This window comes from Bradyrhizobium sp. SZCCHNS2022, from assembly GCF_032377575.1.
In the GTDB taxonomy this organism is placed as follows: Bacteria; Pseudomonadota; Alphaproteobacteria; order Rhizobiales; family Xanthobacteraceae; genus Bradyrhizobium; species Bradyrhizobium aeschynomenes.
In genome coordinates this window covers 3,238,515-3,265,032 of record NZ_JAUHHZ010000001.1, presented here as the reverse complement: position 1 = coordinate 3,265,032, position 26,518 = coordinate 3,238,515, and the positions used below count along the sequence as shown (strand labels likewise).

Annotated in this window: 22 protein-coding genes; 10 read left to right on the top strand and 12 right to left on the bottom strand. The window is 64.1% G+C overall.

Going from position 1 to position 26,518, the window contains the following annotated elements:
* Positions 1–51: 51 nt before the first annotated feature.
* The 6 genes from oxlT (QXZ94_RS14545) to QXZ94_RS14520 form a co-directional block, all read right to left on the bottom strand.
* Complete coding sequence (gene oxlT / locus QXZ94_RS14545; RefSeq protein WP_315720979.1) at positions 52–1,368, bottom strand: oxalate/formate MFS antiporter; 1,317 nt, start codon at positions 1,366–1,368, stop codon at positions 52–54.
* 249 nt (positions 1,369–1,617) lie between these two features.
* Positions 1,618–2,904, bottom strand: coding sequence for an oxalate/formate MFS antiporter (gene oxlT / locus QXZ94_RS14540; protein ID WP_172134553.1), 1,287 nt, complete (start codon positions 2,902–2,904; stop codon positions 1,618–1,620).
* A gap of 205 nt (positions 2,905–3,109) precedes the next feature.
* Positions 3,110–4,609, bottom strand: coding sequence for a tripartite tricarboxylate transporter permease (locus QXZ94_RS14535; RefSeq protein WP_315720978.1), 1,500 nt, complete (start codon positions 4,607–4,609; stop codon positions 3,110–3,112).
* A 42-nt stretch (positions 4,610–4,651) separates the two neighbouring features.
* Complete coding sequence (locus QXZ94_RS14530; RefSeq protein ID WP_315720977.1) at positions 4,652–5,146, bottom strand: tripartite tricarboxylate transporter TctB family protein; 495 nt, start codon at positions 5,144–5,146, stop codon at positions 4,652–4,654.
* 9 nt (positions 5,147–5,155) lie between these two features.
* Positions 5,156–6,154 carry a tripartite tricarboxylate transporter substrate binding protein gene (locus QXZ94_RS14525; RefSeq protein WP_315720976.1) on the bottom strand — a complete coding sequence of 333 codons (999 nt, stop codon included), beginning with the start codon at positions 6,152–6,154 and terminating at the stop codon, positions 5,156–5,158.
* Between the two features lie 359 nt (positions 6,155–6,513).
* Positions 6,514–6,651 (bottom strand): hypothetical protein, encoded by a 138-nt coding sequence (locus QXZ94_RS14520; RefSeq protein ID WP_172114341.1) that lies wholly within the window; start codon positions 6,649–6,651, stop codon positions 6,514–6,516.
* A gap of 377 nt (positions 6,652–7,028) precedes the next feature.
* Between QXZ94_RS14520 and QXZ94_RS14515 the strand changes: the two genes are divergently transcribed.
* The 3 genes from QXZ94_RS14515 to QXZ94_RS14505 all read left to right on the top strand — a co-directional run bounded on the left by QXZ94_RS14515 (position 7,029) and on the right by QXZ94_RS14505 (position 8,499).
* Complete coding sequence (locus tag QXZ94_RS14515; RefSeq protein ID WP_172182826.1) at positions 7,029–7,523, top strand: peptidoglycan-binding domain-containing protein; 495 nt, start codon at positions 7,029–7,031, stop codon at positions 7,521–7,523.
* Between the two features lie 323 nt (positions 7,524–7,846).
* Positions 7,847–8,044: a hypothetical protein gene (locus QXZ94_RS14510; protein WP_315720975.1), complete on the top strand. Its 198-nt coding sequence runs from the start codon at positions 7,847–7,849 to the stop codon at positions 8,042–8,044.
* Complete coding sequence (locus QXZ94_RS14505) at positions 8,041–8,499, top strand: macro domain-containing protein (protein WP_315720974.1); 459 nt, start codon at positions 8,041–8,043, stop codon at positions 8,497–8,499. The genes QXZ94_RS14510 and QXZ94_RS14505 overlap by 4 nt, the downstream gene beginning before the upstream one ends.
* 67 nt (positions 8,500–8,566) lie before the next feature.
* Here the strand turns inward: QXZ94_RS14505 and QXZ94_RS14500 are convergent, their stop codons facing one another.
* The 5 genes from QXZ94_RS14500 to QXZ94_RS14480 form a co-directional block, all read right to left on the bottom strand.
* The gene (locus QXZ94_RS14500; protein ID WP_315720973.1) at positions 8,567–9,124 is read right to left on the bottom strand and encodes a hypothetical protein; all 558 of its coding nucleotides are present in this window, start codon (positions 9,122–9,124) and stop codon (positions 8,567–8,569) included.
* A gap of 178 nt (positions 9,125–9,302) precedes the next feature.
* Complete coding sequence (locus tag QXZ94_RS14495; protein WP_172182690.1) at positions 9,303–9,581, bottom strand: hypothetical protein; 279 nt, start codon at positions 9,579–9,581, stop codon at positions 9,303–9,305.
* Positions 9,582–9,782: 201 nt separating this feature from the next.
* On the bottom strand, positions 9,783–11,060 hold the full coding sequence (frc, locus tag QXZ94_RS14490) for a formyl-CoA transferase (protein ID WP_006610672.1): 1,278 nt from the start codon (positions 11,058–11,060) through the stop codon (positions 9,783–9,785).
* A 217-nt stretch (positions 11,061–11,277) separates the two neighbouring features.
* Positions 11,278–13,008 (bottom strand): oxalyl-CoA decarboxylase, encoded by a 1,731-nt coding sequence (gene oxc, locus QXZ94_RS14485; protein WP_315720972.1) that lies wholly within the window; start codon positions 13,006–13,008, stop codon positions 11,278–11,280.
* Positions 13,009–13,068: 60 nt separating this feature from the next.
* The gene (locus tag QXZ94_RS14480) at positions 13,069–13,800 is read right to left on the bottom strand and encodes a GntR family transcriptional regulator (RefSeq protein ID WP_172114337.1); all 732 of its coding nucleotides are present in this window, start codon (positions 13,798–13,800) and stop codon (positions 13,069–13,071) included.
* Positions 13,801–13,989: 189 nt separating this feature from the next.
* On the opposite strand from QXZ94_RS14480, the gene QXZ94_RS14475 reads away from it, so the two are divergent.
* The 6 genes from QXZ94_RS14475 (at position 13,990) to arr (ending at position 23,238) form a co-directional block, all read left to right on the top strand.
* Complete coding sequence (locus tag QXZ94_RS14475) at positions 13,990–16,131, top strand: acetate--CoA ligase family protein (protein WP_315720971.1); 2,142 nt, start codon at positions 13,990–13,992, stop codon at positions 16,129–16,131.
* A gap of 126 nt (positions 16,132–16,257) precedes the next feature.
* The gene (locus tag QXZ94_RS14470) at positions 16,258–17,103 is read left to right on the top strand and encodes an IclR family transcriptional regulator (RefSeq protein WP_315720970.1); all 846 of its coding nucleotides are present in this window, start codon (positions 16,258–16,260) and stop codon (positions 17,101–17,103) included.
* Positions 17,104–17,911: 808 nt separating this feature from the next.
* Positions 17,912–19,714 (top strand): adenine deaminase, encoded by a 1,803-nt coding sequence (locus QXZ94_RS14465; protein WP_315720969.1) that lies wholly within the window; start codon positions 17,912–17,914, stop codon positions 19,712–19,714.
* Between the two features lie 170 nt (positions 19,715–19,884).
* Positions 19,885–21,672: a glyoxylate carboligase gene (gene gcl, locus QXZ94_RS14460; protein ID WP_315720968.1), complete on the top strand. Its 1,788-nt coding sequence runs from the start codon at positions 19,885–19,887 to the stop codon at positions 21,670–21,672.
* Between the two features lie 33 nt (positions 21,673–21,705).
* Positions 21,706–22,497, top strand: a complete 792-nt coding sequence (gene hyi, locus QXZ94_RS14455; protein ID WP_315720967.1) for a hydroxypyruvate isomerase — start codon at positions 21,706–21,708, stop codon at positions 22,495–22,497.
* Positions 22,498–22,824: 327 nt separating this feature from the next.
* Positions 22,825–23,238 (top strand): NAD(+)--rifampin ADP-ribosyltransferase, encoded by a 414-nt coding sequence (gene arr / locus QXZ94_RS14450; RefSeq protein WP_315726273.1) that lies wholly within the window; start codon positions 22,825–22,827, stop codon positions 23,236–23,238.
* 171 nt (positions 23,239–23,409) lie between these two features.
* Here arr and QXZ94_RS14445 read toward each other — a convergent pair whose 3' ends face one another.
* Positions 23,410–24,813 carry an ABC transporter substrate-binding protein gene (locus QXZ94_RS14445; protein WP_315720966.1) on the bottom strand — a complete coding sequence of 468 codons (1,404 nt, stop codon included), beginning with the start codon at positions 24,811–24,813 and terminating at the stop codon, positions 23,410–23,412.
* Positions 24,814–25,217: 404 nt separating this feature from the next.
* Between QXZ94_RS14445 and QXZ94_RS14440 the strand changes: the two genes are divergently transcribed.
* A complete protein-coding gene (locus QXZ94_RS14440; RefSeq protein WP_315720965.1) occupies positions 25,218–26,111 on the top strand; it encodes a hypothetical protein in 894 nt (297 codons plus the stop codon).
* The last annotated feature ends 407 nt before the right edge of the window (positions 26,112–26,518 follow it).

The window sequence follows — 26,518 nt, the reverse complement described above, 5'->3', positions numbered from 1 at the left end:
AAAAAAGAGGCGCACCGGGGTGCGCCTCTCGAAGTCGCGGGAGGAAGGGGCTCATGCCGTCCGGATATCCTGCGCGGCCGGCTCGGCGGCCGAAGCCTCCTTGCCCAGGATGAAGGCGCGGCGCAGCGGCTTGATCACGAACAGCGCCATCAACGCCGCCGTCGCGTTCAGAGCGACGCCGATGACGAACACGGCCTGCCAGCCATATTTGGCCGAGACGAGGCTCGCGAGCGGGACCAGCAGCGAGGCGGTGCCCTTCGCGGTGTAGAGCATGCCGTTGTTGGTCGCGGCATATTTGCTGCCGAAGGTGTCGCCTGAGGTTGCCGGAAACAGGCTGTAGATCTCGCCGAACACGCCGAAATAGACGGCGGTGGCGAGCACGAACACGATCGGGTTGTGCCCGTAATTCGCCAGCGTCAGCAGCATCAGCGCGGCGGTGCCGAAGGCGATGAACATGGTGTGCTCGCGGCCGATCGTATCCGAGATCCAGCCGAACACCGGGCGGCCGAAGCCGTCGAAGATGCGGTCGAGCGAGATCGCGAAGGTCAGCGCCGCCATCTGGAAGCCGGCGAGCGTCACCGGCTCGTTGGCGATCTTGAAGTCGTGCGCGATCGGGGCGATCTGGGCCGCGGTCATCAGGCCGCCGGAGGCCACCATGACGAACACCAGATACATGATCCAGAAGATCGGCGTGCGCAGCACCTGCGGCGGGGTGTAGTCGATCTTGCTCTGCGGCAGGTTGAGCTGCTTCTTGCGGGCGGGCGCCGCCACGCTCGGCGGCCGCAGGAAGATCGCGAGCACGAACACGATCAGGCCCTGGCCGATGCCGAAGGTGAAGAACGCGCTCTGATAGCCGCTGGAGGCGATCATGCTGGCGATCGGCACCACGGTGAGCGCGGCACCGGCGCCGAAGCCGGCGGCGGTGGCGCCGGCGGCGAGGCCGCGGCGGTCCGGAAACCATTTCAGCGCATTGCCGACGCAGGTGCCGTACACGGCACCGGCACCGATGCCGCCGATCACGGCGCCGGCGTAGAGCAGAGTGAGGGAGTCGGCGTAGGAGTTCAGCACCCAGGCCAGCGAGATCATGACGCCGCCGAACATGATGACAACGCGCGGGCCGTATTTGTCGACGAACCAGGCTTCGACCGGCACCAGCCAGGTTTCGGTGACCACGAAGATCGTGAACGCCAGCTGGATGGCGGTGCGGCCCCAATGATATTTCGCATCGATCGGGTCGACGAACAGTGTCCAGCCGTATTGCAGGTTGGCGATCATCGCCATGCAGACGATGCCCATTGCGAGCTGAAGCCAGCGGAAGCTGCTGGACTGTGCCTGAACAGGCGGTGTTGCTTCAGTGCTGGAAACCATGTGTCCTCCCAAGACGGCGCTTTCTTTCGGCCTGTCGGGCCGGGCGGCGGGGCCGTCGTCCGTCTGTGTTGGTATACTGGTATAAGATATCCCAGACGGCAATATGGCCTGCGACACGGGGTGCGACATGTTGCTTTGCACACAAGCCGCGCCGGTGCACCAAGCAAAAGAAAACGCTCGGCAAACTGCCGAGCGTCCTCAATCTAGAATCGTTCTATTTTATTTTCGCTGCAGTGCGAAGCGTGCTCCTCAGAGCATCGACTTCTCCACCACGACCTTGCGCCACGGCTTGAGCACCGCGATCGACAGGATCGAGGCCAGGATGTTGGCGCCGGCCGCGATGATGAAGACGCGGTCCCAATCGCCCGACGACTGCTGCATGTAGTTCGCGATCGGCACCAGCAGTGCCGCCGTGCCTTTCGCGGTGTAGAGCAGGCCGGCATTGGTGGTCGCGAACTTGGTGCCGAACGTGTCGGTGCAGGTCGACGGGAAGAGCGAGTAGATCTCACCCCAGGCGAAGAACACGAAGCCGGAGAGGATCACGAACCAGACCGGATCATGACCGAGCATGTACAGCGCCCAGATGCCGATGCCCTCCATGCCGAAGGCGATGAACATCGTATTCTCGCGGCCGATATTGTCGGAGATCCAGCCGAAGAACGGACGGGTCAGGCCGTTGAGCACGCGGTCGATGGTGGCCGCGAAGGTCACCGCCGTCATGGTCATGCCGATCAGCGTCACCGGAACGTTGTCGACCTTCCAGTCGCCGGCGATCGGCTTGAGGTTGGCGGTGACCATCAGGCCGCCGGCGCCGACGATCACGAACATGAAGTACATCAGCCAGAAGATCGGCTGGCGCAGCACTTCGGTCGGATTGTAGTTGCGGCGGCTCTGCACCAGGTTCGCGTTCTGAACGACCGCGGGCACCTGGCCTTCCTTCGGTGCGAACAGGAAGAAGGCGAGGATGACGATGATGATGCCCTGTCCCAGGCCGAAATACAGGAAGGTGGTCTGGAAGCCGGAGTCGCGGATCATGGCCTGGATCGGCGCGACGGTCAGCGCCGAGCCGGCGCCGAAGCCGGCCGCTGTGATGCCGGCTGCGAGGCCGCGCTTGTCGGGGAACCACTTCAGCGCGTTGCCGACGCAGGTGCCGTAGACGCCGCCGGCGCCGATGCCCGCGATGATCATGCCGAGATAGTAGCCGTTGAGCGAGGTCGCGTAGGCGTTGATCATCCAGCCGATCGCGCAGAGAACGCCGCCGACGAGCACGACGATGCGCGGACCGTATTTGTCGACGAACCAGCCCTCGACCGGCACCAGCCAGGTCTCGAACAGAACGAACAGCGTGAAGGCCCACTGGATCGAGGCCCGATCCCAACCGAAGGTCTTTGCGATATCGGGGACGAAGAAGGTCCAGCCATACTGGTAGTTGGCGATCATCACCATCGCCAGAACGCCGACCGCGAGCTGCGTCCATCGATAGGCGTCACTTACTCTTGCAGATGCGGGCGCCCCCGCGTGAGCCAAGTCCGTCATGTTTCCTCCAGGCTGTCTATTTTGTCCTAACAGCTATGCGGAGTTTGGTATATGATATGCCAATAGACAAGCGGATTCATTGCGGCCGGGTTCGGCTGGTACGCCAGCCAGTGCAAAAAACCTCGCAGAAGCAAGGCAAATCGCTGCAGCGACAATACGACGCAGCAGGGGAAAATTGTAGCTCAACTATCGGAGTAAGGCGGGTTTAGGCGGCAGCTGCCCGCAACCGGCTATAGCCTTCCTGAATCGCCGACCAGAACAGCGCAATCAGTCCGAGCACCATGATGGTGCCGACCAGCCCATTCGAGAAGAACACGGCGAGCGAGCCCTGGGATCCCAGAAGTGACTGGCGGAAAGCCTCCTCGGCCTTGTCGCCGAGCACGATCGCCAGCACCAGGGGCGCGAGCGGATAGCCGCACTTCTTGAACAAATAGCCGAGCACGCCGAACACCAGCATCAGCACGACGTCGAACGTGCTGCTATGCACCGAATAGGCACCGATGGCGCAGAGCACCAGAATCAGCGGTGCGATGATGCTGAAGGGAATGCGCAGGATCGCTGCGAAGATCGGGACGCAGGTCAGCACGACGAGCAGCCCGACGAGATTGCCGAGATACATCGAGGCGATCAGGCCCCAGACGAATTCCTTCTGCTCGACGAACAGCATCGGGCCGGGCTGCAGGCCCCAGATCAGCAGGCCACCGAGCAGCACGGCCGCGGTCGGCGAGCCCGGCACGCCGAGCGACAGCATCGGCAGCAATGCTGCGGTGCCCGCGGCATGGGCCGCGGTCTCCGGCGCAACGACGCCCTCGATCTCGCCATGGCCGAACTTCTTGCCGCGCTTGGACACGCGCTTGGCGATGCCGTAGCTCATGAACGACGCCGGAGTTGCACCCGCGGGTGTAATGCCCATCCAGCAGCCGATCAGGCAGGAGCGCAGCGACGTCAGCCAATAGGCCGGCATCTCCTTCCAGGTGTGCAGCACGACCCGCAGGTTGATCTTGGCGTTGCCGCCGCGGAAGCTCAGGCCTTCTTCCATCGTCAGCAGGATCTCGCCGATGCCGAACAGGCCGATCACGGCGATCAGGAAGTCGAAGCCGTTGAGCAGCTCGGTGACGCCGAAGGTCAGCCGCAGCTGGCCGGTGATGGAGTCGAGGCCCACTGCTGCGAGTGCGAAGCCGATCATCATCGCCGCGACGGTCTTGAACGGCGGCTCCTTGCTCAGACCCACGAAGCTGCAGAAGGCGAGGAAGTACACGGCGAACTTCTCGGCCGGCCCGAATTGCAACGCGAAGCTCGCGACCAGGGGCGCGACCAGCGTGATCATGATGACCGCAAACAGCGCGCCGACGAAGGAGGAGGTGAACGCGGCCGTGAGCGCCTCGCCGGCCTTGCCCTGCTGCGCCATCGGGTAGCCATCGAAGGTGGTCGCGACCGACCATGGCTCGCCGGGTATGTTGAATAAGATCGACGTGATGGCACCGCCGAACAGGGCGCCCCAATAGATGCAGGACAGCATGATGATCGCCGAGGTCGGCGGCATGCTGAAGGTCAGCGGCAGCAGGATTGCGACGCCGTTGGCGCCGCCCAGGCCCGGCAGCACGCCGATGATCACCCCGAGCACGATGCCGAGGATCATGACCATGATGTTGAAGGGTTGCAGCGCGACGGCGAAGCCGTGAAAAAGGTTGGCGAGTTCTTCCATGCCAGCTGGTCCTGCAACCTGTAAGTCGAATGAAGTTTCTTGTTAGAGTCCGAGCCATTCCTCGACGGGCCCCTTGGGGAGGGGGACCATGAACCAGCGCTCGAAGATCAGATAGGTCACCACCGGCATCCCGATCGCGACCGCCGTGACGGTGAGCCATCCATACTTGCCGAGCCATCGCATGAACCAGGCGATGAAGATCATGGAGGCGAGGTAGATCCCGGTGAAGGGCAGGGCGCCGACATAGATCGCGGTCGGCACCACGACGCTCATGACCTGGCGAAGCTGGCCCCATTCGGCAAAGACTCCGCCGTCATTCTCGCGCAGCGTATTGCGGAAATTCATTGCGCTGGCAGCGACGATGAGCAGGCCGACATAGAACGGAAAGAACCCCGCGCGCGGCCCCTCGGCGCCCCAATTGATGCCCGCCTTCACGCTGCCGATGATCACGATGATCCCGAACAACGCGATGGCGAGCGTGACGCCGGCCTCGACCGCCTTGTGGCTGGGGCCGGCGGATCCTCCGTGACTACTCATGCGAGCCGCTCAGTTCGAGGCCAGGAAGCCGGCTTCCTTCATCAGGAGCTCGTGCCGCTTCTCTTCGGTCTCGACCCATTTGGCGTAGTCCGCGCCCGTCATGAAGGTGGTGTTGAAGGCGCCGGTCTTCATGAAGTCTTGCCATTCCGGCGTCTCCCGGACCTTCTTGAACAGGTCGACGTAGTATTCGATCTGGTCCTTGGTGGCCCGCGGCGACATGAAGATGCCGCGCAGCATCAGATATTCGATGTCGAGCCCCTGGGACTTGCAGGTCGGGATATCCTTCCAGGCCTTGCCGTCGGTGATCGGCTCGTCATAGCCCATCGGCTTGTCGTCGAACACGCAGAGCGGCCTGACCTTGCCGCCGCGCCATTGCGCCACCGCCTCGATCGGATTGTTGACGGTGGAATCGATGTGGTTGCCCACCAGCTGGACGGCGACTTCGCCGCCGCCCTTGTAGGGGATGTAGGTGAACTTGGCGCCAGTGGCCTTCTCCATGGCCACGGTGATGATCTGGTCTTCCTGCTTCGATCCGGTGCCGCCCATCTTGAGGGTGCCGCCGGCCTGCTTGACCGCGTCGATGTAGTCCTTGGCGGTCGCGTAGGGCTTCTCGGCGTTGACCCAGAGCACGAACTCGTCGAGCGCGAGCATCGCGACCGGGGTGAGATCCTTCCAGCTGAAGGGGATGCCGGTGGCAAGCGGCGTGGTGAACAGGTTCGACAGCGTGATGATGATCTTGTGCGGATTGCCGGCCGATGCCTTGACGTCGAGGAAGCCCTCGCCGCCGGCGCCGCCGGACTTGTTGATCACCACCAGCGGCTGCTTCATCAAATTGTGCTTGGTGACGATGCCCTGGATCGTCCGGGCCATCTGGTCGGCACCGCCGCCGGTGCCGGCGGGAACGATGAACTCGACCGGGCGGACAGGCTCCCATCCCGCCAGGGCCGGGATCTGCCCCGCCACCAGGGCAATGCCGGCCGCGAAGGCCACGCGTATGGAACGCTTCATCGACGCTTTCTCCCCTTCATTCCCGGATCGCGACGGCTTCTTCCGGCCGTTCTATCCGCTCAAACCACGACTCTATCTTGATACCAGTCCTTGCCATTGTTCAACCACAACGCGCTTCGGCCCTTTCCGCACCGCAGCAGGCGTGGCCGTCGAACCGGCAACGCAGTCATCGTCGCAGCATATCGATCGATCTGATTTTGGTATGAGAAGGCGACCGACCGCAATGAGGAGATCGGCTGGGATGCCTGGGAGGCCAATTTGTCGCAGCAGCGGGGTCGTCAAAAAGCAAAAGCCCCGGACGGTCCGGGGCTCTTGATTGGTCTTCGAGGTGGGGAGGACGCCGGCAGCGCGCTCCGGCCTCAGAGGCCGAAATAAGGCAGGTCGCCGTTGCGGTTAGCGGCGCGAGCACTGGTCATCAGCACGCGGTCGAGGGCGGCCAGGAAGCGGCCGAACAGGGACACGGGCTGAACGAGGGGGAGGGCAACGGTCTTGGCCATGGTTTGTCTCCTTCAGTGAGGCGGTATGACGTTCTGACTGAGGAGAATTTACGTATACCAGATGCCAGATGCAACGATCGATATTGCATAGCGGTATGAGCATTTTGCGATGCAGCAGGAATGTTACAATTGGGATTTCTTATTGAAACCGGCATTCTCATACTGAAAGTGCCGCCCAAAGCAGGATTGAAACGGGACCGAGAGATGGATGTAGCGCGGGAGGTACACTCCAACAATCGCCGACACGGGCGGGAACCCTGCACAATGGAACGCCGTTGATGCGCCAAAGCTGGACGGCGAGAAGAATGATCATTGATCCGTCGCGCCGTTTCAGGATGGAACAAATTATTGGCAGATTTGCGGGCGAAGGAGGGACCATGCGCGCCTTGATCCTGGCAATGTCCATCCTGACGGTCGTCGCGAGCGCCGGTGTCGCGAACGCCGGCCTGAGCAGCTCACCCCGTACAGCGACCGCACCCGCCGATCCCGCGACCGCCACCCAGGACGCCGATCAGCAGGACGCCAACCAGCAGACCGAGAAGCAGATCGGCCTCACCAAGACGAAGCGACGTGCCGTCCAGCGCGGACTGACTCGGCTCGGGTTCGACACCAGGCCCAACGGGACGTTCGATGACCAGACGCGTGCCGCCCTCTCACGTTGGCAGCAGGAGCGCGGCTATCCCGCGACCGGCTTTCTCGATGCCGCCCAATACAAGGTTCTGATGGCCGCGGCCAAGGAGGCTGCCAAATCCGACCGCCAAGCCCGCCGCAGCGCGGGGAGCCGTACGCGGCAGTCGCGAAGTGCGGGAGGTCCGATCGGCGCGATCGGCGGGGCGATGCATCGGGTGGTGGGCGGAATCTTCGGCAGGTAGCTCGTCCAACCGCGAACGGTTGCAAGACGCCCCGAGCAACCTGGAACGCCGTGTCCGGCGTCCTGGCAGATCGATCATGTCAACCCGCTGTCATCGTCCGCGAAAGCGGACGATCCAGTACGCGGCGACCTCGGTTCGATATCGTCTGCCGCGGCTTACTGGATGCTCCGCCTTCGCGGAGCATGACCGCAGTGGAGACGGCTCAAGCTCAACCCGGAGTTTTGTGCACTGGCATCGTATTCCAGGCAGGGCTATCGCATATGGCGATGCGGAGCTGTACTGGCGAACGATCCTGCTCACTTGCTACTCCGTCATGCCCGGCCTTGTCCCGCCTGCGCGGCCGAAGCCGCTTCGGCGCGGGGAAGGCCGTGTGGGTCGCCCTTTATCGGGCAAATCCATTCGGGATCGTGGTGAGAGACAATCTCGCCTTCGCCTACCGGGATGGCAAGATGCGCAGCATTCTTCTCGCGACGGAGTCCTGCAGCGACCTTTCCGATTTCACCGAGCTGAAGCGTTCATGATGAAGATCATCAAGGGAGATCTGATCAAGCTCGCGCTCGACGGGCATTTCGACGTGATCGTGCATGGCTGCAATTGCCAGTGCACGATGGGGGCGGGCATTGCGAAGAGCATCAAGGACATCTTCCCCGAGGCCTATGCGGCCGATCTGTCGACGCCGAAGGGCAGCCGCGAGAAGCTCGGCTCCATATCGGCCACGACCGTCACGCGCGCCGGCCAACAAATCACGATCGTCAACGGCTATACGCAATTCCACTGGCGCGGGGCCGGCGTTCTCGTCGACTACGCGGCCGTCAGGACGGTCATGAAGCAAGTGAAGCTCCGATTTGCCGAGCGCCGCATCGGCTATCCCAGGATCGGTGCCGGCTTGGCCAAGGGCGACTGGACACTGATCGCGCAGATCATCGAAGCCGAACTCGAGGAGGAGGATCACACGCTGGTGGAATATCTCGCCTGAAAACGCTCGGTGGACTCGGCGCTCGATACCTCGCGCCACGCCAGGCTTGTGGGGGCCCTGCGGTTGCCTATCGAAACATCCAGAAATCGCCAACTGGTCCAGCCGGTTCTCTTTTGGGCGGCCCCAGCACGTCGCCCAGACCTGGGTTGCCTGGCTGCGCGATCGCGCAGACTCTGGTCTGCAAGGTCTCGGTTTTCTTGTGGCCAGCCTTGAGCATATCCGCGACGTCAGGCGGAATTCTGCAATCGGTCGAATGAGCTTCGACATATTCGATCATCTTGAGTTCGGCCTGAGAGAAACTGCGAATGAGTTCACAGGCGTCTTCCGGCGTTGCGCGGCGCTCGGCGGCGGCCTTGATCAGCCGGCCGCGCCGCTCTGCCTCTGCGCGCAAGGGAAAAAATCCGTTGCAGACATCCGAAGCGCCGTCAGCAGCCGCTGGCGCGCTGTCGCCCTGCGGAGGGGTGGTGGTCTGCCCGGGCAGCGGCGCTGCAAATGCGCCCTGCGCGAAGGCGTGGCCAACGATCGGGGTCATCGCGGCTACGATGAGGCGTAAAATCAGGTGTCGTGCTGTCCGTGTGATCACGATCCGCGCTCCGTCCGCATTCACCTCGAAAGCTCCAGCCATTTGGCGCTATCCCGTTTGGTTTGTAAAGGCGCTGAGCAGACGACAGCTTTCCACACCCGGCGAGGTCTCAGGAGGCCAGTCCGTAGCAGCACCGATAGCGGATTCGGTCCAGCACTGTCCCCGAATCCTGAGTGCTCTCCGATCTCGGGGCCCTTAGCCGTTCAAATGTTAGATGCAACTACTCGTAGTTCTTTCCAGCGATCAGGAAGTCAGCGAAGCGGCGCCAAAGATTGTTTGCGGCGAGCCCCTGCTCGACTCCGAAGTCGGTGGCTTCTGCCCAAGCGGCTGCAGCTTCGAGGTAGGTTTCGATTCTGATATTCTCCCAACCACCTGCATCGGGCCCCCAGGGTGAAGTCGGCTCCGCCTTCTCGCGCTTCATAGCAGACTCGCGGTCGGCCACCAGAGCGTGAACGAACGCCAGCAGTGAGCTGGCGTCTGTCACCGCTTCCAACTTCATCCTCAGTTGTTCGTCTGTGCTAGATCCCGACAAATCACCACCCGCATGTTCGAGTTCGGCCCGATTGCATTTGCACGTCATTCTTGCCAGCAAAGCACCTGGCTCAATACGAAAAGCCGCCGGACGATGTCCGGCGGCTTGATGTCAAGAGGGCAGTTGCGGCGAAGCTTGTGCCGCGCCTTGTCTTGTCCGGCTCCAGCCTTACTCCGCCGCTTCCTTGCGCGGCGGATCGAGTGCGCCGGAGTCGTGGATTTCGGCGACCTGGTGGTCGCTGAAGCCGAGGACCTGGCGGAGGATTTCGTCGGTGTGCTCGCCGAGCAGGGGCGAGCGCGTGACGTCCGCCGGGCTGTCCGACAGCTTGATCGGGTTGCCGACCGAGAGGTACTTGCCGCGGGTCGGGTGGTCGACCTCGACCAGGGTGCCGGTCTTGCGCAGCGACTCGTCCTCGGCGATCTCCTTCATTGAGAGAATGGGACCGCAGGGGATGTCGAACTCGTTCAGGATGTCCATGGCCTCGAACTTGGTCTTGGTCATGGTCCACTGCTCGATGCGGCCGAAGATCTCGTTCAGGCGCGGCAGGCGGGCGGCGGGCTTGGCGTAGTTCGGATCGGTCTTCCAGGTCGGCTCGCCGATGACGTCGCAGATCTTCTCCCAGACCGGGGCCTGGGTGATGAAGTAGATGTAGGCGTTCGGGTCGGTCTCCCAGCCCTTGCACTTCAGGATGCGGCCGGGCTGGCCACCGCCGGAATCGTTGCCGGCACGCGGCACGGCGTCGCCGAACGGCACGCCCTCGCCGAACTGGCTGTATTCCTTGAGCGGGCCGTGGTCGAGGCGCTGCTGGTCGCGCAGCTTGACGCGGCAGAGGTTGAGCACGCCGTCCTGCATCGCAGCCGTGACGCGCTGGCCCTTGCCGGTGTGGGTGCGCTGATAGAGCGCGGTGACGATGCCGAGCGCCAGATGCAGGCCGGTGCCGGAATCGCCGATCTGCGCGCCGGTGACCAGCGGCAGGCCGTCACGGAAGCCGGTGGTCGAGGCGGCGCCGCCGGTGCACTGCGCGACGTTCTCGTAGACCTTGCAGTCCTCGTAGGGGCCGGGGCCAAAGCCCTTGATCGAGGCGACGATCATCTTCGGATTGATCGCCTGGATCTTCTCCCAGGGGAAGCCCATGCGATCGAGCACGCCGGGGCCGAAATTCTCGACCAGCACGTCGCACTTCTTGATCAGCTCGGTCAGGACTTCCTTGCCCTTCGGGTTCTTGGTGTCGAGCGTGATCGACCGCTTGTTGTGGTTCAGCATCGTGAAATAGAGGCTGTCCACGTTCGGAATGTCCTGCAGCTGGCCGCGGGTGATGTCACCCACGCCCGGACGCTCGACCTTGATCACGTCGGCCCCGAACCAGGCCAGCAACTGGGTGCAGGTCGGTCCGGACTGGACGTGGGTGAAGTCGAGAATGCGAACGCCCTCGAGCGCCTTGGTCATGTTGTTCCTCTCCGTAACGAATGGTCATCCCGCATCGGCGGGCAGGTGATGTCTCAGTCCACCCCCGTCATTCCGGGGCAGCCCGACAGGGCTGAACCCGGAATCTCGAGATTCCGGGTTCGATGCTCTGCGCAAAACGGCTCCGCCGTTTTGTCGCTCGCATCGCCCCGGAATGACGAGAGGGATGGCTCTCAGTCGTGGCACAGTCCGATCAGCCTTACTTCTTCTTGGTCAGCACGCTCTGCGGATTGAGGTTGCCGATACGGCCGCTCTCCGATCCGGCTGCGGGATCGATCACGGCATTGATCAGGGTCGGCTTGCCGGAATCCATCGCCTCGTTGACGGCGCGCTTCAGCTCGTCCGGCGAGGTCGCGTTGACGCCGACGCCGCCGAAAGCCTCCATCATCTTGTCGTAGCGTGCGCCCTTGACGAACACGGTGGTCGCCGGATCGTCGCCTGCCGAGTTCTGGTCGGTGCCGCGATAGATGCCGTCATTGTTGAATATGACGACGCAGATCGGCAGATTGTAGCGGCAGATGGTCTCGACCTCCATGCCGGAGAAGCCGAAGGCCGAGTCGCCCTCGATCGCCAGCACCGGCTTGCCGGTCTCGACGGCCGCGGCGATCGCCGAGCCCATGCCGATGCCCATCACGCCCCAGGTGCCGACGTCGAGCCGCTTGCGCGGCTGGTACATGTCGATCACGCCGCGGGCGAGGTCGAGCGTGTTGGCGCCCTCGTTGACCAGGATCGCGTCCGGACGCTCCTTGATGATGGTGCGGAGCACGCCGAGCGCGCCGTGATAGTCCATCGGCGAGTTGTTGTTCATCAGCCGCGGCGCCATCTTGGCGACGTTGTCCTCGCGCTTCTTCTGCACCGCGCTCAGCCACTCGGCCGGCGCCTTGGCCCAGCTGCTGCCCATCGCGTCGGAGAAGGCGGTGACCACCGAGCCGATGTCGCCGACCACGGGGGCCGCGATCTCGACGTTGGAGTCCATCTCCTTCGGCTCGATGTCGACCTGGATGAACTTCTTGGGCGCATCGCCCCAGCTCTTGCCCTTGCCGTGCGACAGCAGCCAGTTGAGGCGGGCGCCGATCAGCATGACGACGTCGGAGTCCTTCAGCACCGTCGAGCGCGCCGCGCCCGCGCATTGCGGATGCAGATCCGGCAGCAGGCCCTTGGCCATGCTCATCGGCAGGAACGGCACGCCGCTCTTCTCGACAAAGGTCTTGATGGCTTCATCGGCCTGCGCGTAAGCCGCGCCCTTGCCGAGGATGATCAGCGGGCGCTTGGCGCTCTTGAGCACGTCCAGCGCGCGCTTGACGGAGTCGGGGGAGGGGATCTGCGCCGGGGCCGGATCGATCACCTTGACCAGCGAAGCGTGGCCTGCCTGCGCGTTCATCACCTGGCCGAACAGCTTGGCCGGCAGATCGAGGTAGACGCCGCCCGGACGGCCGGAGACCGCGGCGCGGATGGCGCGGGCGAAGCCGATGCCGATGTCCTGGGCGTGCAGCACGCGGAACGCCGCCTTGCACAGCGGCTTGGCGATCGCGAGCTGATCCATCTCCTCATAGTCGCCCTGCTGCAGGTCGACGATCTCGCGCTCCGACGAGCCGGAGACCAGGATCATCGGGAAGCAGTTGGTGGTGGCATGCGCCAGCGCGGTCAGGCCGTTGAGGAAGCCCGGGGCCGAGACGGTGAGGCAGACGCCCGGCTTCTTGGTCAGGAAGCCGGCGATCGCGGCGGCGTAGCCGGCGTTCTGCTCGTGGCGGAAGGAGAGCACGCGGATGCCTTCAGCCTGCGCCATGCGGCCGAGGTCGGTGATCGGAATCCCCGGGACGTTGTAGATCGTATCGATCCCGTTCAGCTTCATCGCGTCGATGACGAGATGGAAACCGTCGGTGAGCTCCTCGTGGGTATCCGCCTCGGTCTTCATGGCAGTCTGCGGCATGCGCCTCTCTCCCTGGTCTTCATCGAAGGCGCATTCCGCGTCTTCTTCTGTTTGAACTTGTCAGCTGAATAATTCCTGGCCGTGCGTCTCGACATAGGTCGCGAGGCCCAGCGTATGATCACGGGCGCGCTTCTCGGCGAGCTCGGTGTTGCGCTCCTCCAGCGCCTCGATGATCGCGAGGTGCTCGGGTAGGGAGGCTGCGATACGGTCGGTGCGGCCGATCGTGAGCTGGCGATAGCCGCGCACGTGGAGCAGGATGTCGTTGGTCATGTCGACCAGCACCGGCGATTCCGACAGCGAGATCAGCGCCTGATGAAACGCGATGTTCGCCTTGGAATATTCCTCGATGTGCTCCTGCGGCGGGCGGTCCTTGCCGAAATCCTTGAAGTAGTCGCGCAGCGCCGAGATGTCCTTCTTGCGCGCGATCGTCGTGATCATGCGCGCGGCCATGCTCTCCAGCGCCGCCCAGGCGCGGATCATGTCGACGATCTCGCTCTTCGTTCGACGGACGACGACGATGCCACGGCGCGGCACGGTCTTCACGAAGCCGTCCTGCTCGAGCATCGCGATGGCTTCGCGGATCGGCGTGCGGCTGACACCGAGGCGCTCGGAAAGAGCGCGCTCGTCGAGCATCACGGGCTCGGGCGAGGCGTAGATGTCCATCTTCAGAATGGCTTCTTTCAAGGCCTCATAGGCCTTATTCTTGAAGCTCGTCTCCGGGGCGATGCGAGCGATCGCGATGTCGGCCTCGGCCATGATGGGCAATGCCTTGTTTGTTTTCTCTGTCGACAAGACCGATCTCCTCTCCTTGGGAGATCCTTGTTTACAGCATTTTGCGTCCAAGATTTTTGGCATACCAGATGCCAGACTGTCAAGCTGCGTGCTTTTTCAGCGTTTCCACATCTTCGTGGCGCTTGACAAAATTGGCTTCTGGCATACCAAATGCCATAAAGACGACTAATCCCTCAGGAGGAAGCCCCAATGTCTGACGCCATCCCGAATGCCAAGGCCACGATCCGAGACGTCCTCGATCGCGTGAAGGCGGATAAACGCACCAGCCTCACCGCGCCCGAGGGCAAGATCGTGTGCGACGCCTACGGCATTCCGGTGCCGAAGGAGGGACTGGCGAAGTCCGCCGCCGAAGCGGCCAAGCTCGCGGGCGATATGGGTTTTCCGGTCGTGATGAAGATCGTCTCGCCCGACATCCTGCACAAGACGGAGGCCGGCGGAGTCATCGTCGGCGTCAAGAATGCCGACGACGCGCAGAAGGCATATGAGACCATTCTCGCGAATGCGAAGAAGTACAAGGCCGACGCCAAGATCGAAGGCATCCAGGTGCAGCAGATGCTGACCGGCGGTACCGAGGTGATCGTCGGTTCGATCACCGACGGCTCGTTCGGCAAGCTCGTCGCCTTCGGCCTCGGCGGTGTGCTGGTCGAGGTGCTGAAGGATGTGACATTCCGTCTCGCCCCCGCGACCAAGGACGACGCCCTGTCGATGCTCGACGGCATCCAGGCCCACGAAATGTTGAAGGGCGTGCGCGGCGGCGATGCCGTCAGCCGCGAGGCGCTGGCGGACGTCATCGTCAAGGTCTCAAAGCTGGTCAGCGATTTCCCTGAGATCGTCGAGCTCGACCTCAACCCGGTGTTCGCGACCAAGAACGGTGCCATTGCCGCCGACGTCCGCATCGTCGTCGATTTCGACTACAAGCCCCGTCCGGCGCCGCGCTCGAACGAGGAAATCGTCACCGCGATGAACCGCATCATGAAGCCCCAGGCGGTCGCCGTGATCGGCGCCTCCGCCGAGGACGGCAAGATCGGCAACTCCGTGATGAAGAACCTGATCAACGGCGGCTACAAGGGCCAGATCTATCCGATCCACCCGAAGGCCTCCGAGATTCTCGGCTACAAGGCCTATAAGAGCGTCAAGGACGTGCCGGGCGTGATCGACACCGCGGTGTTCGCGATCCCCGCCAAGTTCGTCGCCGGCGCGCTGACCGAATGCGGCGAGAAGCAGATCCCGGGCGCGGTGCTGATTCCGTCGGGCTTCGCCGAAGCCAACGAGCCGGAGCTGCAGGCCGAGATCGTCGAGATCGGCAAGAAGTACAATGTCCGCCTGATGGGGCCGAATATCTACGGCTTCTACTACACGCCGGCCAATCTCTGCGCGACGTTCTGCACCGCCTATGACGTCAAGGGCCACGCGGCGCTGTCGTCGCAGTCGGGCGGCATCGGCATGGCGATCATCGGCTTCTCGCGCTCGGCGAAGATGGGCGTGTCCGCGATCGTCGGCCTCGGCAACAAGTCCGATATCGACGAGGACGATCTGCTCGCCTTCTTCGAGCAGGACCCCAACACCAATTTGATCGCGCAGCACTGCGAGGACCTCAAGGACGGCCGCGCCTTCGCGGAAGCCGCCAAGCGCGTCTCCAAGAAGAAGCCGGTCATCGTGCTCAAGGCCGGCCGCACCTCGGCCGGCGCCAAGGCGGCCTCGTCGCACACCGGCGCGCTCGCCGGCAACGACAAGATCTATGAGGACGTGCTGAAGCAGTCCGGCGTCATTCGCGCCCGCTCGCTGCGCCAGCTGCTCGAGTTCGCCCGCGGCGTGCCGGTGCTGCCGACGCCGAAGGGTGAGAACGTCCTCATCATCACCGGCGCCGGCGGTTCGGGCGTGCTGCTCTCGGACGCCGTCGTCGACAACGGCCTGTCGCTGATGACGATGCCGCCGGATCTCGATGCCGCGTTCCGCAAGTTCATCCCGCCGTTCGGTGCCGCCGGCAACCCTGTCGACATCACCGGTGGCGAGCCGCCGATCACTTACGTGAACACGGTCAAGCTCGGCCTGTCGGATGAGCGCATCCATGCGCTGATCCTCGGCTACTGGCACACGATCGTGACCCCGCCGATGGTGTTCGCGCGCAACATGGTCGAGGTGAAGAAGGAGATGGAGGCCAAGGGCTTCGTCAAGCCGATGGTCGCCTCGCTCGCCGGCGACGTCGAGGTCGAGGAAGCCGCCGAATATCTCTACCAGAACGGCATCCCGGCCTACGCCTATTCGACCGAGCTGCCGGTCGAGGTGCTCGGCGCCAAGTACAAGTGGGCGCGCGGCGCGGGCCTGCTCTAAGTCATAGTGACGCGAATGCCGCTCCGGCCCTGGCCGGGGCGGCACTTTATTTGATAGCGTGACGAAGCAAGATCCGTCCGTCCTGCAACGACGCCGCCTTAAGATGGCCGCGCAGAGAGGCGCCACGTGATCCGTCGCAAGACGATTGAGCCACGCGCGGATGCCGCGGCCGAGCCCCGCGACGGCGGTGTGCAATCCGTCGGCCGCGCGCTGCAGATCCTGGAAATTCTCGCCGAGGACGACGAAGGCTATCGCCTGAGCGATCTCGCCGTGCGTGCCGGGCTCTCGACGTCCACCGTCCATCGCCTGCTGACCACGCTGGAGAAGCGCCGCTTCGTCCAGTTCGACCGGATGGAATCGAAATGGCACGTCGGCGCGCAGAGCTTCGCCGTCGGCGCCACCTTCACCCGCCGGCGCAACTTCGTCGCGCTGGCGATTCCCTATCTGCGCCGCCTGCGCGACCAGTCGCGCGAGACCGCCAATCTCGCCGTCGTCGACGATGAATCGCTGATGGTGCTGCTGCGGCTCGACAGCCGCGAGATCATGCGCTCGCTGACCAAGGTGGGCGGCCGCCTGTCGATGGTCACCTCCGGCATGGGCAAGGCGGTGCTCGCGACCTATTCCGACGACGACGTCAACGGCATCATCCACCGCCAGGGCATGCCGCGCCTGACCGAGAAATCCATCATCCGCGCCAGCGACCTGTTCCGCGAGCTCGAGACCATCCGCCGCCAGGGCTACGCCGTCGACGACGAGGAGGCGCGGCTCGGCCTGCGCTGCATCGCCGCCGTCGTCCGCGACTCCTGCCGCGAGCCGCTCGCCGCGATTTCGGTCTCGGGCCTGGCGAGCCGCCTGACGGAGGAGCGGGTGCCCGTGGTCGGCGGAATGGTGCGGGATATTGCGGCTGAGCTGACGGCGGCGCTGGGGGGAGGGGCATCGCCCGGCGGCAGTCAGGCCCGACAGCCCGATTGACCGCCGCACACGTAGTGCCGACAATCCGCGCTGTCGCTCCGCAGCATCACCAAACTCCGGACATGGCAGAAAGGAAGCCAGGGAGTGAGATTGGCAGATCTACCCTCGAATCGAGCCATCTATGTTTGTCAGCACGTCTTCGACAAGTCGCGTGGTATGGACTACGTCCACTATGATGCCGAAGGCGACATACTGATAACATGCTCCGGGGACGATCATGATTTCCGTGACCCGGCCGAAGTTCACGTGGTTGGCCTTGGACACCTTTTGTCTCGGGATCCGACACTCAACGATCTACCAGATCTAGCGAAGGGCGATTGGGCCGATCGGAGCGGTCGGGGACAACCCTGGCGAAAGCACGATAACCACACGTAGTCGCCTCCGCGAATCCGCCGTGAGATGCGGCCCAGGAGCTCTCCACGCCGTCATTCCGGGGCATCGCGAAAGCGATGAGCCCGGAATCCATAGCCCCGAGCGGCGGAGTGGCGAAGACACGCGCCATGCCCATCTCGCGCCTCATGACCGCTCGGGGCTATGGATTCCGGGCTCGTGCGCGCTGCTTCAAAATCGCTTCGCCATTTTGCGCGCGAACGCCCCGGAATGACCGCGGGTGGAATGAGAGCCGGGGCAACCAGTCGTGATGTCTCGTTTGCGGGAGCATAGCCAACACCATCAGGATCGGGACCGCCGCCATGGTCCTGCTGCCCAAGCCGTCATCAGCTCCGCCGACCTATTTGGGCTTGCCGTCGCCTCTTTCGCGCGCAACGATCCTCCGCGGATCGCTGCAACCCGTCCAAGGGAGTCTGCCATGACCAAACTCACCCGCTTCTCCGTCGCTCCCCTGCACGGCATGACGCGACGGCTCGCGGATGTCGCCTCGGGCCGCGTCGCGCCGGATCTCGTGATCACCGGGGCGCGGGTGCTCTCGACCTATTCCGAGCGCATACTTCCTAATCGCGAGCTGTGGATCACCGGCGGACGCGTTGCGGCGGTAAAGCCGGCGGGCGCGCATAAGGCGCTTGCGAGCGGCTTTGCCACCTACGACGCCGCAGGCGGCATCATCGCGCCCGGCCTCATCGATCCGCACATCCACATCGAATCCTCGATGGTCACCGCCTGCGCCTATGCGGAGGCCGCGCTGCTCAACGGCACCACGACGATCTTCTGCGACAGCCACGAGATCGGCAACGTGATGGATGTCGCCGGCGTCGAGGCGATGCTGGAGGATGCGCGGCAGGCGCCGCTGTCGATCTTCCTGACCGTGCCGTCGACGGTGCCGGCCACGTCGGCGGCGCTGGAGACCGCCGGCGGCGATCTCACGCCGGACAAGATCGCCGGCCTGTTCGACCGCTGGCCGGAGGCGGTGGCGCTCGGCGAGAAGATGGATTTCGTGCCGGTGTGCATGGGCGACGAGCGCAGCCACGCGATTCTCGCCGCGGCCCTGCAGCGCGGCCGGCCGGTATCGGGCCATGTCTATGGCCGCGAGTTCGTCGCGGCCTATGCCGCTAGCGGCGTCACCGACACGCATGAGGCTATCGACCGCGACATCGCCGACGACCTGCTCGATGCCGGCGTCTGGATCTTCCTGCGCGGTGGGCCGCCGACGACGCCGTGGCACAGCCTGCCGCAGGCGATCCGCACCATCACCGAGCTCGGCGCCTCCCACAAGCGCACCGCCGTCTGCACCGACGATCGCGACGCCGACGATCTGATGCTGTTCGGCTTGGACTGGGTGGTGCGCGAGGCGGTGAAGGCCGGGATGTCGCCGGAGCAGGCGTGGTCGATGGGCTCGCTGCACGGCGCGACGCGCTTTGCGATGGACGGCGAGATCGGCGGCCTCGGCGGCGGCCGCCGCGCCGATCTGGTGCTGCTCGACGATGGCCTCAAGCCGCAATCGACCTGGTATGGCGGCGAGCTCGTCGTCGACAAGGGCAGGATCACGCCGCTTCTCGATCAGGCGCTGTCGCAGCGCTATCAGTATCCGAAGGCGGCCTATGCCACGGTGAAGCTGCCCAAGCGGATGACGCTGACGCCGGAGCTTCCGACCAAGGCCTGCACCGTCAATGCGATCAAGACCGCGCTGCCGGGCATCACGCTGATCCATGAGAAGGTCGCGATCGAGCCGGCCAACGACTGGGACACGCTGTTCGCGCGCCACGGTCTCTGCTTCGTCGCCGTCATCGAGCGTCACGGCAAGTCGGCCGGCAACGTCGCGCATGGCCTGTTGAAGGATTTCGGTCTGAAGCGCGGCGCCGTCGCCTCCAGCGTCGGTCATGACAGCCACAACATCATCGTCGCCGGCACCAACGAGGCGGACATGCAGACAGCGGTCGCCGCGATCGGCGCGCAGCAGGGCGGCGTCTGCGTCGTGGCCGACGGCCAGGTGCGGGCGATGGTTCCCTTGCCGATCGCCGGCCTGCTGTCGGACAAGCGCGTCACCGCGGTCGCCGAGGAGGTGAAGCTGCTCAAGACCGAATGGGCCGAGGCGGGCTGCACCATCCCCTACATGGGCTTCAATCTGATTCCCCTATCGGTCATTCCGGAAATTCGTATCACCGACAAGGGCCTCGTGCTGGTGCCGCAGATGGAGTTGGCCCCGCTGTTCGAATAGGAGGATCGCGCTGCGAAGCTGTTAGGACATGTCAGCTGTTTGTCGCCCTAACTAACTGAGCCATCCGCTGTTTTGCCGAGCGTACCGCATCGTGGGAAAAATCGACGACTGAATTGAGATCATCGCCATCAGCAGCGATCCTCGCGCATCAAACAAGCGGGAGACGCGAGATGGCGAAGATGCGGGCGATCGATGCTGCGGTGCGGATCTTGGAGAAGGAGGGCGTCACCTGCGCCTTCGGCGTTCCCGGTGCGGCCATCAACCCGCTCTATTCCGCGCTGCAACGGCGCGGCTCGATCCGCCACATTCTCGCCCGCCATGTCGAGGGCGCCTCGCACATGGCCGAGGGCTACACCCGCGCCAAGGCCGGCAATATCGGCGTGTGCATCGGCACCTCGGGCCCGGCCGGCACCGACATGATCACCGGGCTCTATTCGGCGATCGCGGATTCCATTCCGATTCTCTGCATCACCGGCCAGGCGCCGCGCGCCCGCCTGTACAAGGAGGATTTCCAGGCCGTCGACATCGAGCAGATCGCCAAGCCCGTGACCAAATGGGCGGTGACGGTGCGCGAGCCGGGCCTGGTGCCGCGCGTGTTCAGCCAGGCCTTCCACATCATGCGCTCGGGACGTCCGGGCCCGGTGCTGATCGACCTGCCGCTCGACGTGCAGCTCGCCGAGATCGAGTTCGACGACGAGACCTACGCGCCGCTGCCGGTCTACAAGCCTGCCGCGAGCCGCAAGCAGGTCGAGAAGGCGCTGGAGATGCTCAACGCATCCGAGCGTCCGCTGATCGTCGCCGGCGGCGGCATCATCAACGCCGATGCCAGCGATCTGCTCGTCAGCTTCGCCGAGCTCGTCAACGTGCCGGTCGTGCCGACGCTGATGGGGTGGGGCGCCATTCCCGATGATCACGTGCTGATGGCCGGCATGGTCGGCCTGCAGACCAGCCACCGCTACGGCAACGCCAATTTCCTGGAGTCCGATTTCGTGCTCGGCATCGGCAACCGCTGGGCCAACCGCCACACGGGTTCGCTCGAGACCTACACCAAGGGCCGCAGCTTCGTGCATGTCGACATCGAGCCGACCCAGATCGGCCGCGTCTTCAATCCAGATCTCGGCATCGTCTCCGATGCCAAGTCCGCGCTGGAGCTGTTCATCACGGTGGCGCGCGAGTGGCGCAAGGCCGGAAAACTGCGCGAGCGGCAGGCGTGGCCGGCGGCCTGCCAGGACCGCAAGCGCACGATGCTCCGGCGCAGCGATTTCGACCAGGTGCCGATCAAGCCGCAGCGCGTCTATCACGAGATGAACAAGGCGTTCGGCCGCGACACCTGCTATGTCAGCGTCATCGGCCTGTCGCAGATCGGCGGTGCCCAGTTCCTCAGCGTCAACCATCCGCGCCACTGGATCAATGCGGGGCAGGCCGGCCCGCTCGGCTGGACCCTGCCGGCCGCGCTCGGCGTCCGCGCCGCCGATCCCAGGCGCGAGATCGTCGCGCTCTCCGGCGACTACGACTTCCAGTTCCTGATCGAGGAGCTCGCGGTCGGCGCCCAGTTCAACCTGCCTTACATCCATGTCGTCGTGAACAACGCCTATCTCGGGCTCATCCGTCAGGCGCAGCGCGGCTTCTCGATGGACTATCAGGTCCAGCTGTCGTTCGAGAACATCAATGCGCCGGAGGTCGGCGGCTACGGCGTCGACCACGTCGCGGTGGCGCAAGGCCTCGGCTGCAAGGCGATCCGCGTCACCGATCCGCGCGACGCGCAGGCGGCGTTCGCGACCGCGCGCGAATGGATGGCGGAGTATCAGGTGCCGGTCGTGGTCGAGTTCGTGCTCGAACGCGTCACCAACATCGCGATGGGGACCGAGATCGACAACGTCGTGGAGTTCGAGGAGGTGCTCGATCTGCCGGTGGACGAGACCCCGGCCGAGCCGCAACGCACATTGCTGCCGGCTTGATCTCAGCGCACCCCGATCATCGAGGACCACGACATGCCGCGCTTTGCCGCCAACCTCACGATGCTTTTCAACGAGCTGCCGTTCATCGACCGCTTCGCCGCCGCCAAGGCGGCCGGCTTCAGCGGCGTCGAGTATCTGTTTCCCTACGGCTTCGACAAGGCGGAGCTGCGCGAGCAGCTCGCACGCCACGGCCTGACCCAGGTGCTGCACAATCTGCCCGCCGGCAACTGGGCCGCCGGCGAGCGCGGCATCGCCATCCTGCCCGACCGTGTCGACGACTTCCGCGACGGCGTCCGCCGCGCCATCGAGTATGCGAGAGCGCTCGACTGCCGCCAGCTCAACTGCCTCGTCGGCATCGCGCCCGACGATGCCGATCCGCGCGAGCTCAACCAGGTTCTGGTGCGCAATCTGCGCTTCGCTGCGACCGCGCTGAAAGCGCAGGGGATCAAGCTGCTGATCGAGCCGATCAACACGCTCGACATCCCCGGCTTCTTCTTGAGCCGCACCGCCCAGGCGCTGCAGCTGATCTCCGAGGTCGAGTCCGACAATCTGTTCGTGCAATACGACATCTACCACATGCAGATCATGGAGGGCGATCTCGCCCGCACCATGCAGAAGCACCTCGCCCGCATCGCCCACATCCAGCTCGCCGACAATCCCGGCCGCCACGAGCCCGGCACGGGCGAGATCAACTACGCCTTCCTGTTCCGCCATCTCGACGCCATCGGCTATGCCGGCTGGATCGGCTGCGAGTACAAGCCGCGGGCAGCGACGGCGGATGGGCTGGGCTGGCTGATGGACGGCACGCTCGCCCCGGCGAGCTGAGCTGAACAAGGGGCCATGCGGCCGGATGATCGCGCAACACCACGTCAGGCGATTGCGCCGCCCCCGAACCGCGCTCCCTCGTCATTCCGGGGCAGCCGCGCAGCGGCTGAGCCCGGAATCCATAGCCACGAACGGCAGATGCAGGACGAGCTGAGGCCACACGCAGCGCGCGTCATCGCAGACAGGCGTGGCTATGGATTCCGGGCTCGCGCTGGCGCGCGCCCCGGAATGATGGCGGGGGAGCACTTTCGGTTGACGAAACAGTCATTTGCATTCGGCACCGTTCCCGGACAGATGAAGAGCACTGGAAGCCACGCTAGGTCCCCGATGTCATCTGCCGCGACCGTGTTTGCCCAATCCTTCTTCCACGGCACGCGCGCCGACCTGCGGCCGGGCGATCTGATCGCCGTTGGATATTCGTCCAATTTCACCGACGCGGAGCCGCTGTCCTGGGTCTACTTCACGGCCACGCTGGACGCGGCAATCTGGGGCGCCGAGTTGGCTGCCGGTGACGGACGGGGACGGATCTACGTCGTCGAGCCCACCGGTCCGTTCGTCGACGACCCGAACCTGACGGACAAGAAGTTCCCGGGAAATCCGACGCGGTCTCATCGATCCCGCGCGCCGCTGCGCGTCATTGCCGAGGTCGTCCTGTGGCAGGCGCACGCGCCGGAGGTGGTGAGGCAGATGAAGGAGGGCGTTGCGCGCGCGATGACCGAAGGGCCGGGCATCATCGACTGAACGGCGCGGCGGCATCGCAATGGCGTCGACCGTTGCGCCCGATGGCTGATTGCGGACGCTGCGACGCGCTCGCCACGCCGGCGTCCGCCGTCCAGAACATCGAAAAAGTCTGGTGGCAAGTGGCGTTCGAACGCGCGTCGACGCACGAATTCTCCTCCTCATGAGCCGAGCCTATCGCCGAGAGGCGATGGTCGGACCCGTCGTCCACGATTGATCGGGGGCGCCGCTCGCCAGCGTCGCTCGCCGTTCGGCGACGGCATGGTTGAAGAGTTCGAGGACCAGGCCGAATGCCGCCAGGTCCTCCTGTTCGATGGCGCCATCGTCATAGTCCTTGAGGGTCTCGGCGATGATCCCGTCGACCTCGCGCTGCCAGGTCAGCAGATCCTGTTCCGAGCCGGCATTGCGCACCTCCGACACCGCGGCCAGAACGCGGTTGCGGCCGCTGGTGTCGTCCTCCGGTTCATCCCGGTTCAGATAGCGGCGCAGCCATTCCGCGGCCGAACCGATGCCGGACAGGACGAGCAACGCGAACCAGAAGTAGTCGCTGTACTTGTCCAGGAAGGTTCGCTCGGTGCCGTTGATCACCGCCGCGGCGCCGCGATGCACGGACGGCTCGGTCTCCTTCTCGGTGTCGGGCTTCATGATGTGCGACGCGCCGGCGAGGCCTTGCGTGATCGTGTCGCGGACCGCGAAAAGCTGCCGGTAGAAGGCCGCCGCCTTGGCTTCGGAAAGCCCCTTCTTGGCAAGGATCAGGTGATTGACGCTGATCGTGTCGACCTTGTCCTCCGGCCAGGCCGGCTTCGCGTTGAAGACGCTGGCTGGAATCTCCTCGGCCTCGTAGCGCGGATGCTTCAGGGCGATGGCCTCCGATGCGTCGATCGGAAGAAACGTCGGAGCTCCGCGGGCCCGGGAGGTCGCGGCGATCGCGTCCACCGTGATCTTGCTGTCGAGCGGACCGACGGCGAGATACGCATCGAGGGTGGGGTCTTGCGCAAGCTTCTCGATCTCGTCTGTGCCGAATTGAGCCGTGGCAACCTTATCGGGTGGCACGCCGGCCCCCTCCAGAATGGCCTGGAGCACCGCGACGTTTGCTCCGGTCCGCCCGATGATGCCGACCTTGCGACCCGCCAGATGGGCGATATCGGCGATCTTGCCGCTGCCCTTCGGCTTGGATTCGCTGCCGCGTCGTCCGGAGGGCGACCACAGCACGACATAGTTCTTGCGCAGGACCGCGAGCGTTTGCGCGTCCGGCGGCATGCCGAGGTCGCCGCGGCCGACCGCCAGATCGGTCTTGTCGGCGGCGAGCAGGGAGAGGGATTCAGCCGCTCCCGCGGTCGTGATCGGGGCGAGTCGGACGGTCCTGCTTTCCTCGCTGAACGCGTCGGCCATCGCCTGGACCACCTTCTGGTCGTCACTCCCCGCCGGTCCGACGGCGATCCGAAGCGTCTCGGGCTGCAGGATGTAGACCAGGCCCGCCGCGGCGGCGCCAAAGGCGATGAATCCCAGGACCAACACGATGAGCAGCCGACGTTGGCGGCGATCGTGAGCACTCCTGACCACATCGGACGACGACATCAGCGGACCCTCTGAGAAAGCGCGTGTTGGCTCCAAGCGCACTGGAACTTGGGCGAACCGGTGTCAACCCGGAATGTTCCGCCGCTTCTGGCGAGAGTTGATGAAGGCAAGCCTTGGCCGGGTCACTTTGGATCAATAGCTGACGTCGTGAACGCTCGCTTGAGTGGCAGTCGGCGAATGACCAATCGCAAGCCATTGACGGTTGGTTCGGCCGCCGTGCGATCGGGTAGCTACCGGTATTTTCTCAATTTGTTGCGAAAGAATGCGAACAGGCCCGTAACATCTGCACTCAGTCAGACGTATTTTTGGAGTCAGTTTGGGAGAAGATCATGCCAACCCGTCGCTCGATACTGGCTCACCAACTCACGACTGCACTTTAGAGTCGTCGATCTTGCTGTGTCGTCTTGCGAGACAACATCCGCGACGTTCCGAGCGAGAGGGCCTCGACATTCTGGCTGGATTTTGAGGAAACGCTGATGCTTGTGCGTCGTACAATACCGGCTTTCTTGATGTTCGCGGGGCTTCCGCTGGCGTGCGCAACCGGTGCGCAACGCCTCCCTGATACCGAGGTGACGCGTGTTGGCGAATTCACCGCCTATCTTATCGATCCCACGACTCGTTACGACCACGGCGTGCTCGGAGACGCCATCGAGGCAGGCGGCTTTGTGGTCGAACGCAATGGCCGGCGGCTTACCTATCGCCTACCGAAAGATGCCGTGTTCGAAGATCGACGCGTGCGGCTCGCCGACCTCGACGGCGACGGTGTTCCCGAAGCAATCTTAGTGAAATCATACGTGCGCCGCGGTGCGGCCATTGCGGTCTTTACACTTCGCAACGGGATAGAGCCCTTGGCGGAAAGCCCGGCGATCGGCAATGGCCACCGTTGGCTCAATCTGGTCGGCGTCGGGAATTTCACGGGGACCGGCGAGATGAACATCGCTGCGGTGTTGACACCGCATCTTGACGGATCGATGCGGCTCTACCGGCTCGAATCCGGCAGTCTGGTCGAGATCGCGCGTATTGATGGCTTTACCAACCATATCCTTGGCAGCCGCAATCTCGATCTTGCGCGACTCCATGACGTTGATCGGGATGGGACGCCGGATGTCGTGCTGCCGTCGCTTGATCGTCGCGAGCTAGCCGCGGTGAGTTTCCGCGGCGGCAAGGCTGTACAAATCCGCCGGGCGTCATCCGTTGGGCCTATCGTCGCGGTCGACAGTGTCTTAGGCGACGTCGCAACTGTGACTCTTGAGAATGGCACACGCGACACGATTGATCTCAACGCTGAAGGACGCTGAGTGGGTACTTTCTTTCGGCAGCGCGACGCAATGCAGTGATCGCCTCGATGCATAGCCGGCCCCCTGTCAAAGGTACCTTATCGGTCCTGTCCTTAGACAGGGCTGGGATGTTGGGCCTGGACGTCCTGCTTTCCGCGCCATGGCCGCTTCGGGTCATAAGCAGCTTGTCGGTTCTCTGATCGCCGACGTCCGGTGGGGGCCACCTGCGGAGATAGCGTAGCCTTCGAGTTTACGATCGGATCGCATAATATGCCGGTTGGCTTTCCTGCGGTCGCGTAGGTTGCCGCGTGCGAAATCACGAAAGACTTTCCTATGTTGCGCAGTTTGGCGGGTTCGGTGGTCGTGATCTTGGTATGCGCCATCACCTTCGCGGCGTTCTACCTAAGCATGGAGGCGGCGAAGACGCG

Bases quoted from the DNA above. Each gene is read 5' to 3' on its own strand.
- oxlT (WP_315720979.1), bottom strand. From the start codon at position 1,368: ATGGTTTCCAGCACTGAAGCAACACCGCCTGTTCAGGCACAGTCCAGC.
- gcl (WP_315720968.1), top strand. From the start codon at position 19,885: ATGGCGAAGATGCGGGCGATCGATGCTGCGGTGCGGATCTTGGAGAAG.
- arr (WP_315726273.1), top strand. From the start codon at position 22,825: ATGTCATCTGCCGCGACCGTGTTTGCCCAATCCTTCTTCCACGGCACG.
- QXZ94_RS14535 (WP_315720978.1), bottom strand. From the start codon at position 4,609: ATGGAAGAACTCGCCAACCTTTTTCACGGCTTCGCCGTCGCGCTGCAA.
- QXZ94_RS14465 (WP_315720969.1), top strand. From the start codon at position 17,912: ATGACCAAACTCACCCGCTTCTCCGTCGCTCCCCTGCACGGCATGACG.
- QXZ94_RS14530 (WP_315720977.1), bottom strand. From the start codon at position 5,146: ATGAGTAGTCACGGAGGATCCGCCGGCCCCAGCCACAAGGCGGTCGAG.
- frc (WP_006610672.1), bottom strand. From the start codon at position 11,060: ATGACCAAGGCGCTCGAGGGCGTTCGCATTCTCGACTTCACCCACGTC.
- QXZ94_RS14475 (WP_315720971.1), top strand. From the start codon at position 13,990: ATGTCTGACGCCATCCCGAATGCCAAGGCCACGATCCGAGACGTCCTC.
- QXZ94_RS14505 (WP_315720974.1), top strand. From the start codon at position 8,041: ATGATGAAGATCATCAAGGGAGATCTGATCAAGCTCGCGCTCGACGGG.
- QXZ94_RS14520 (WP_172114341.1), bottom strand. From the start codon at position 6,651: ATGGCCAAGACCGTTGCCCTCCCCCTCGTTCAGCCCGTGTCCCTGTTC.
- oxc (WP_315720972.1), bottom strand. From the start codon at position 13,008: ATGCCGCAGACTGCCATGAAGACCGAGGCGGATACCCACGAGGAGCTC.
- hyi (WP_315720967.1), top strand. From the start codon at position 21,706: ATGCCGCGCTTTGCCGCCAACCTCACGATGCTTTTCAACGAGCTGCCG.
- QXZ94_RS14515 (WP_172182826.1), top strand. From the start codon at position 7,029: ATGCGCGCCTTGATCCTGGCAATGTCCATCCTGACGGTCGTCGCGAGC.
- oxlT (WP_172134553.1), bottom strand. From the start codon at position 2,904: ATGACGGACTTGGCTCACGCGGGGGCGCCCGCATCTGCAAGAGTAAGT.
- QXZ94_RS14525 (WP_315720976.1), bottom strand. From the start codon at position 6,154: ATGAAGCGTTCCATACGCGTGGCCTTCGCGGCCGGCATTGCCCTGGTG.
- QXZ94_RS14495 (WP_172182690.1), bottom strand. From the start codon at position 9,581: ATGAAGTTGGAAGCGGTGACAGACGCCAGCTCACTGCTGGCGTTCGTT.
- QXZ94_RS14445 (WP_315720966.1), bottom strand. From the start codon at position 24,813: ATGTCGTCGTCCGATGTGGTCAGGAGTGCTCACGATCGCCGCCAACGT.
- QXZ94_RS14500 (WP_315720973.1), bottom strand. From the start codon at position 9,124: ATGGCTGGAGCTTTCGAGGTGAATGCGGACGGAGCGCGGATCGTGATC.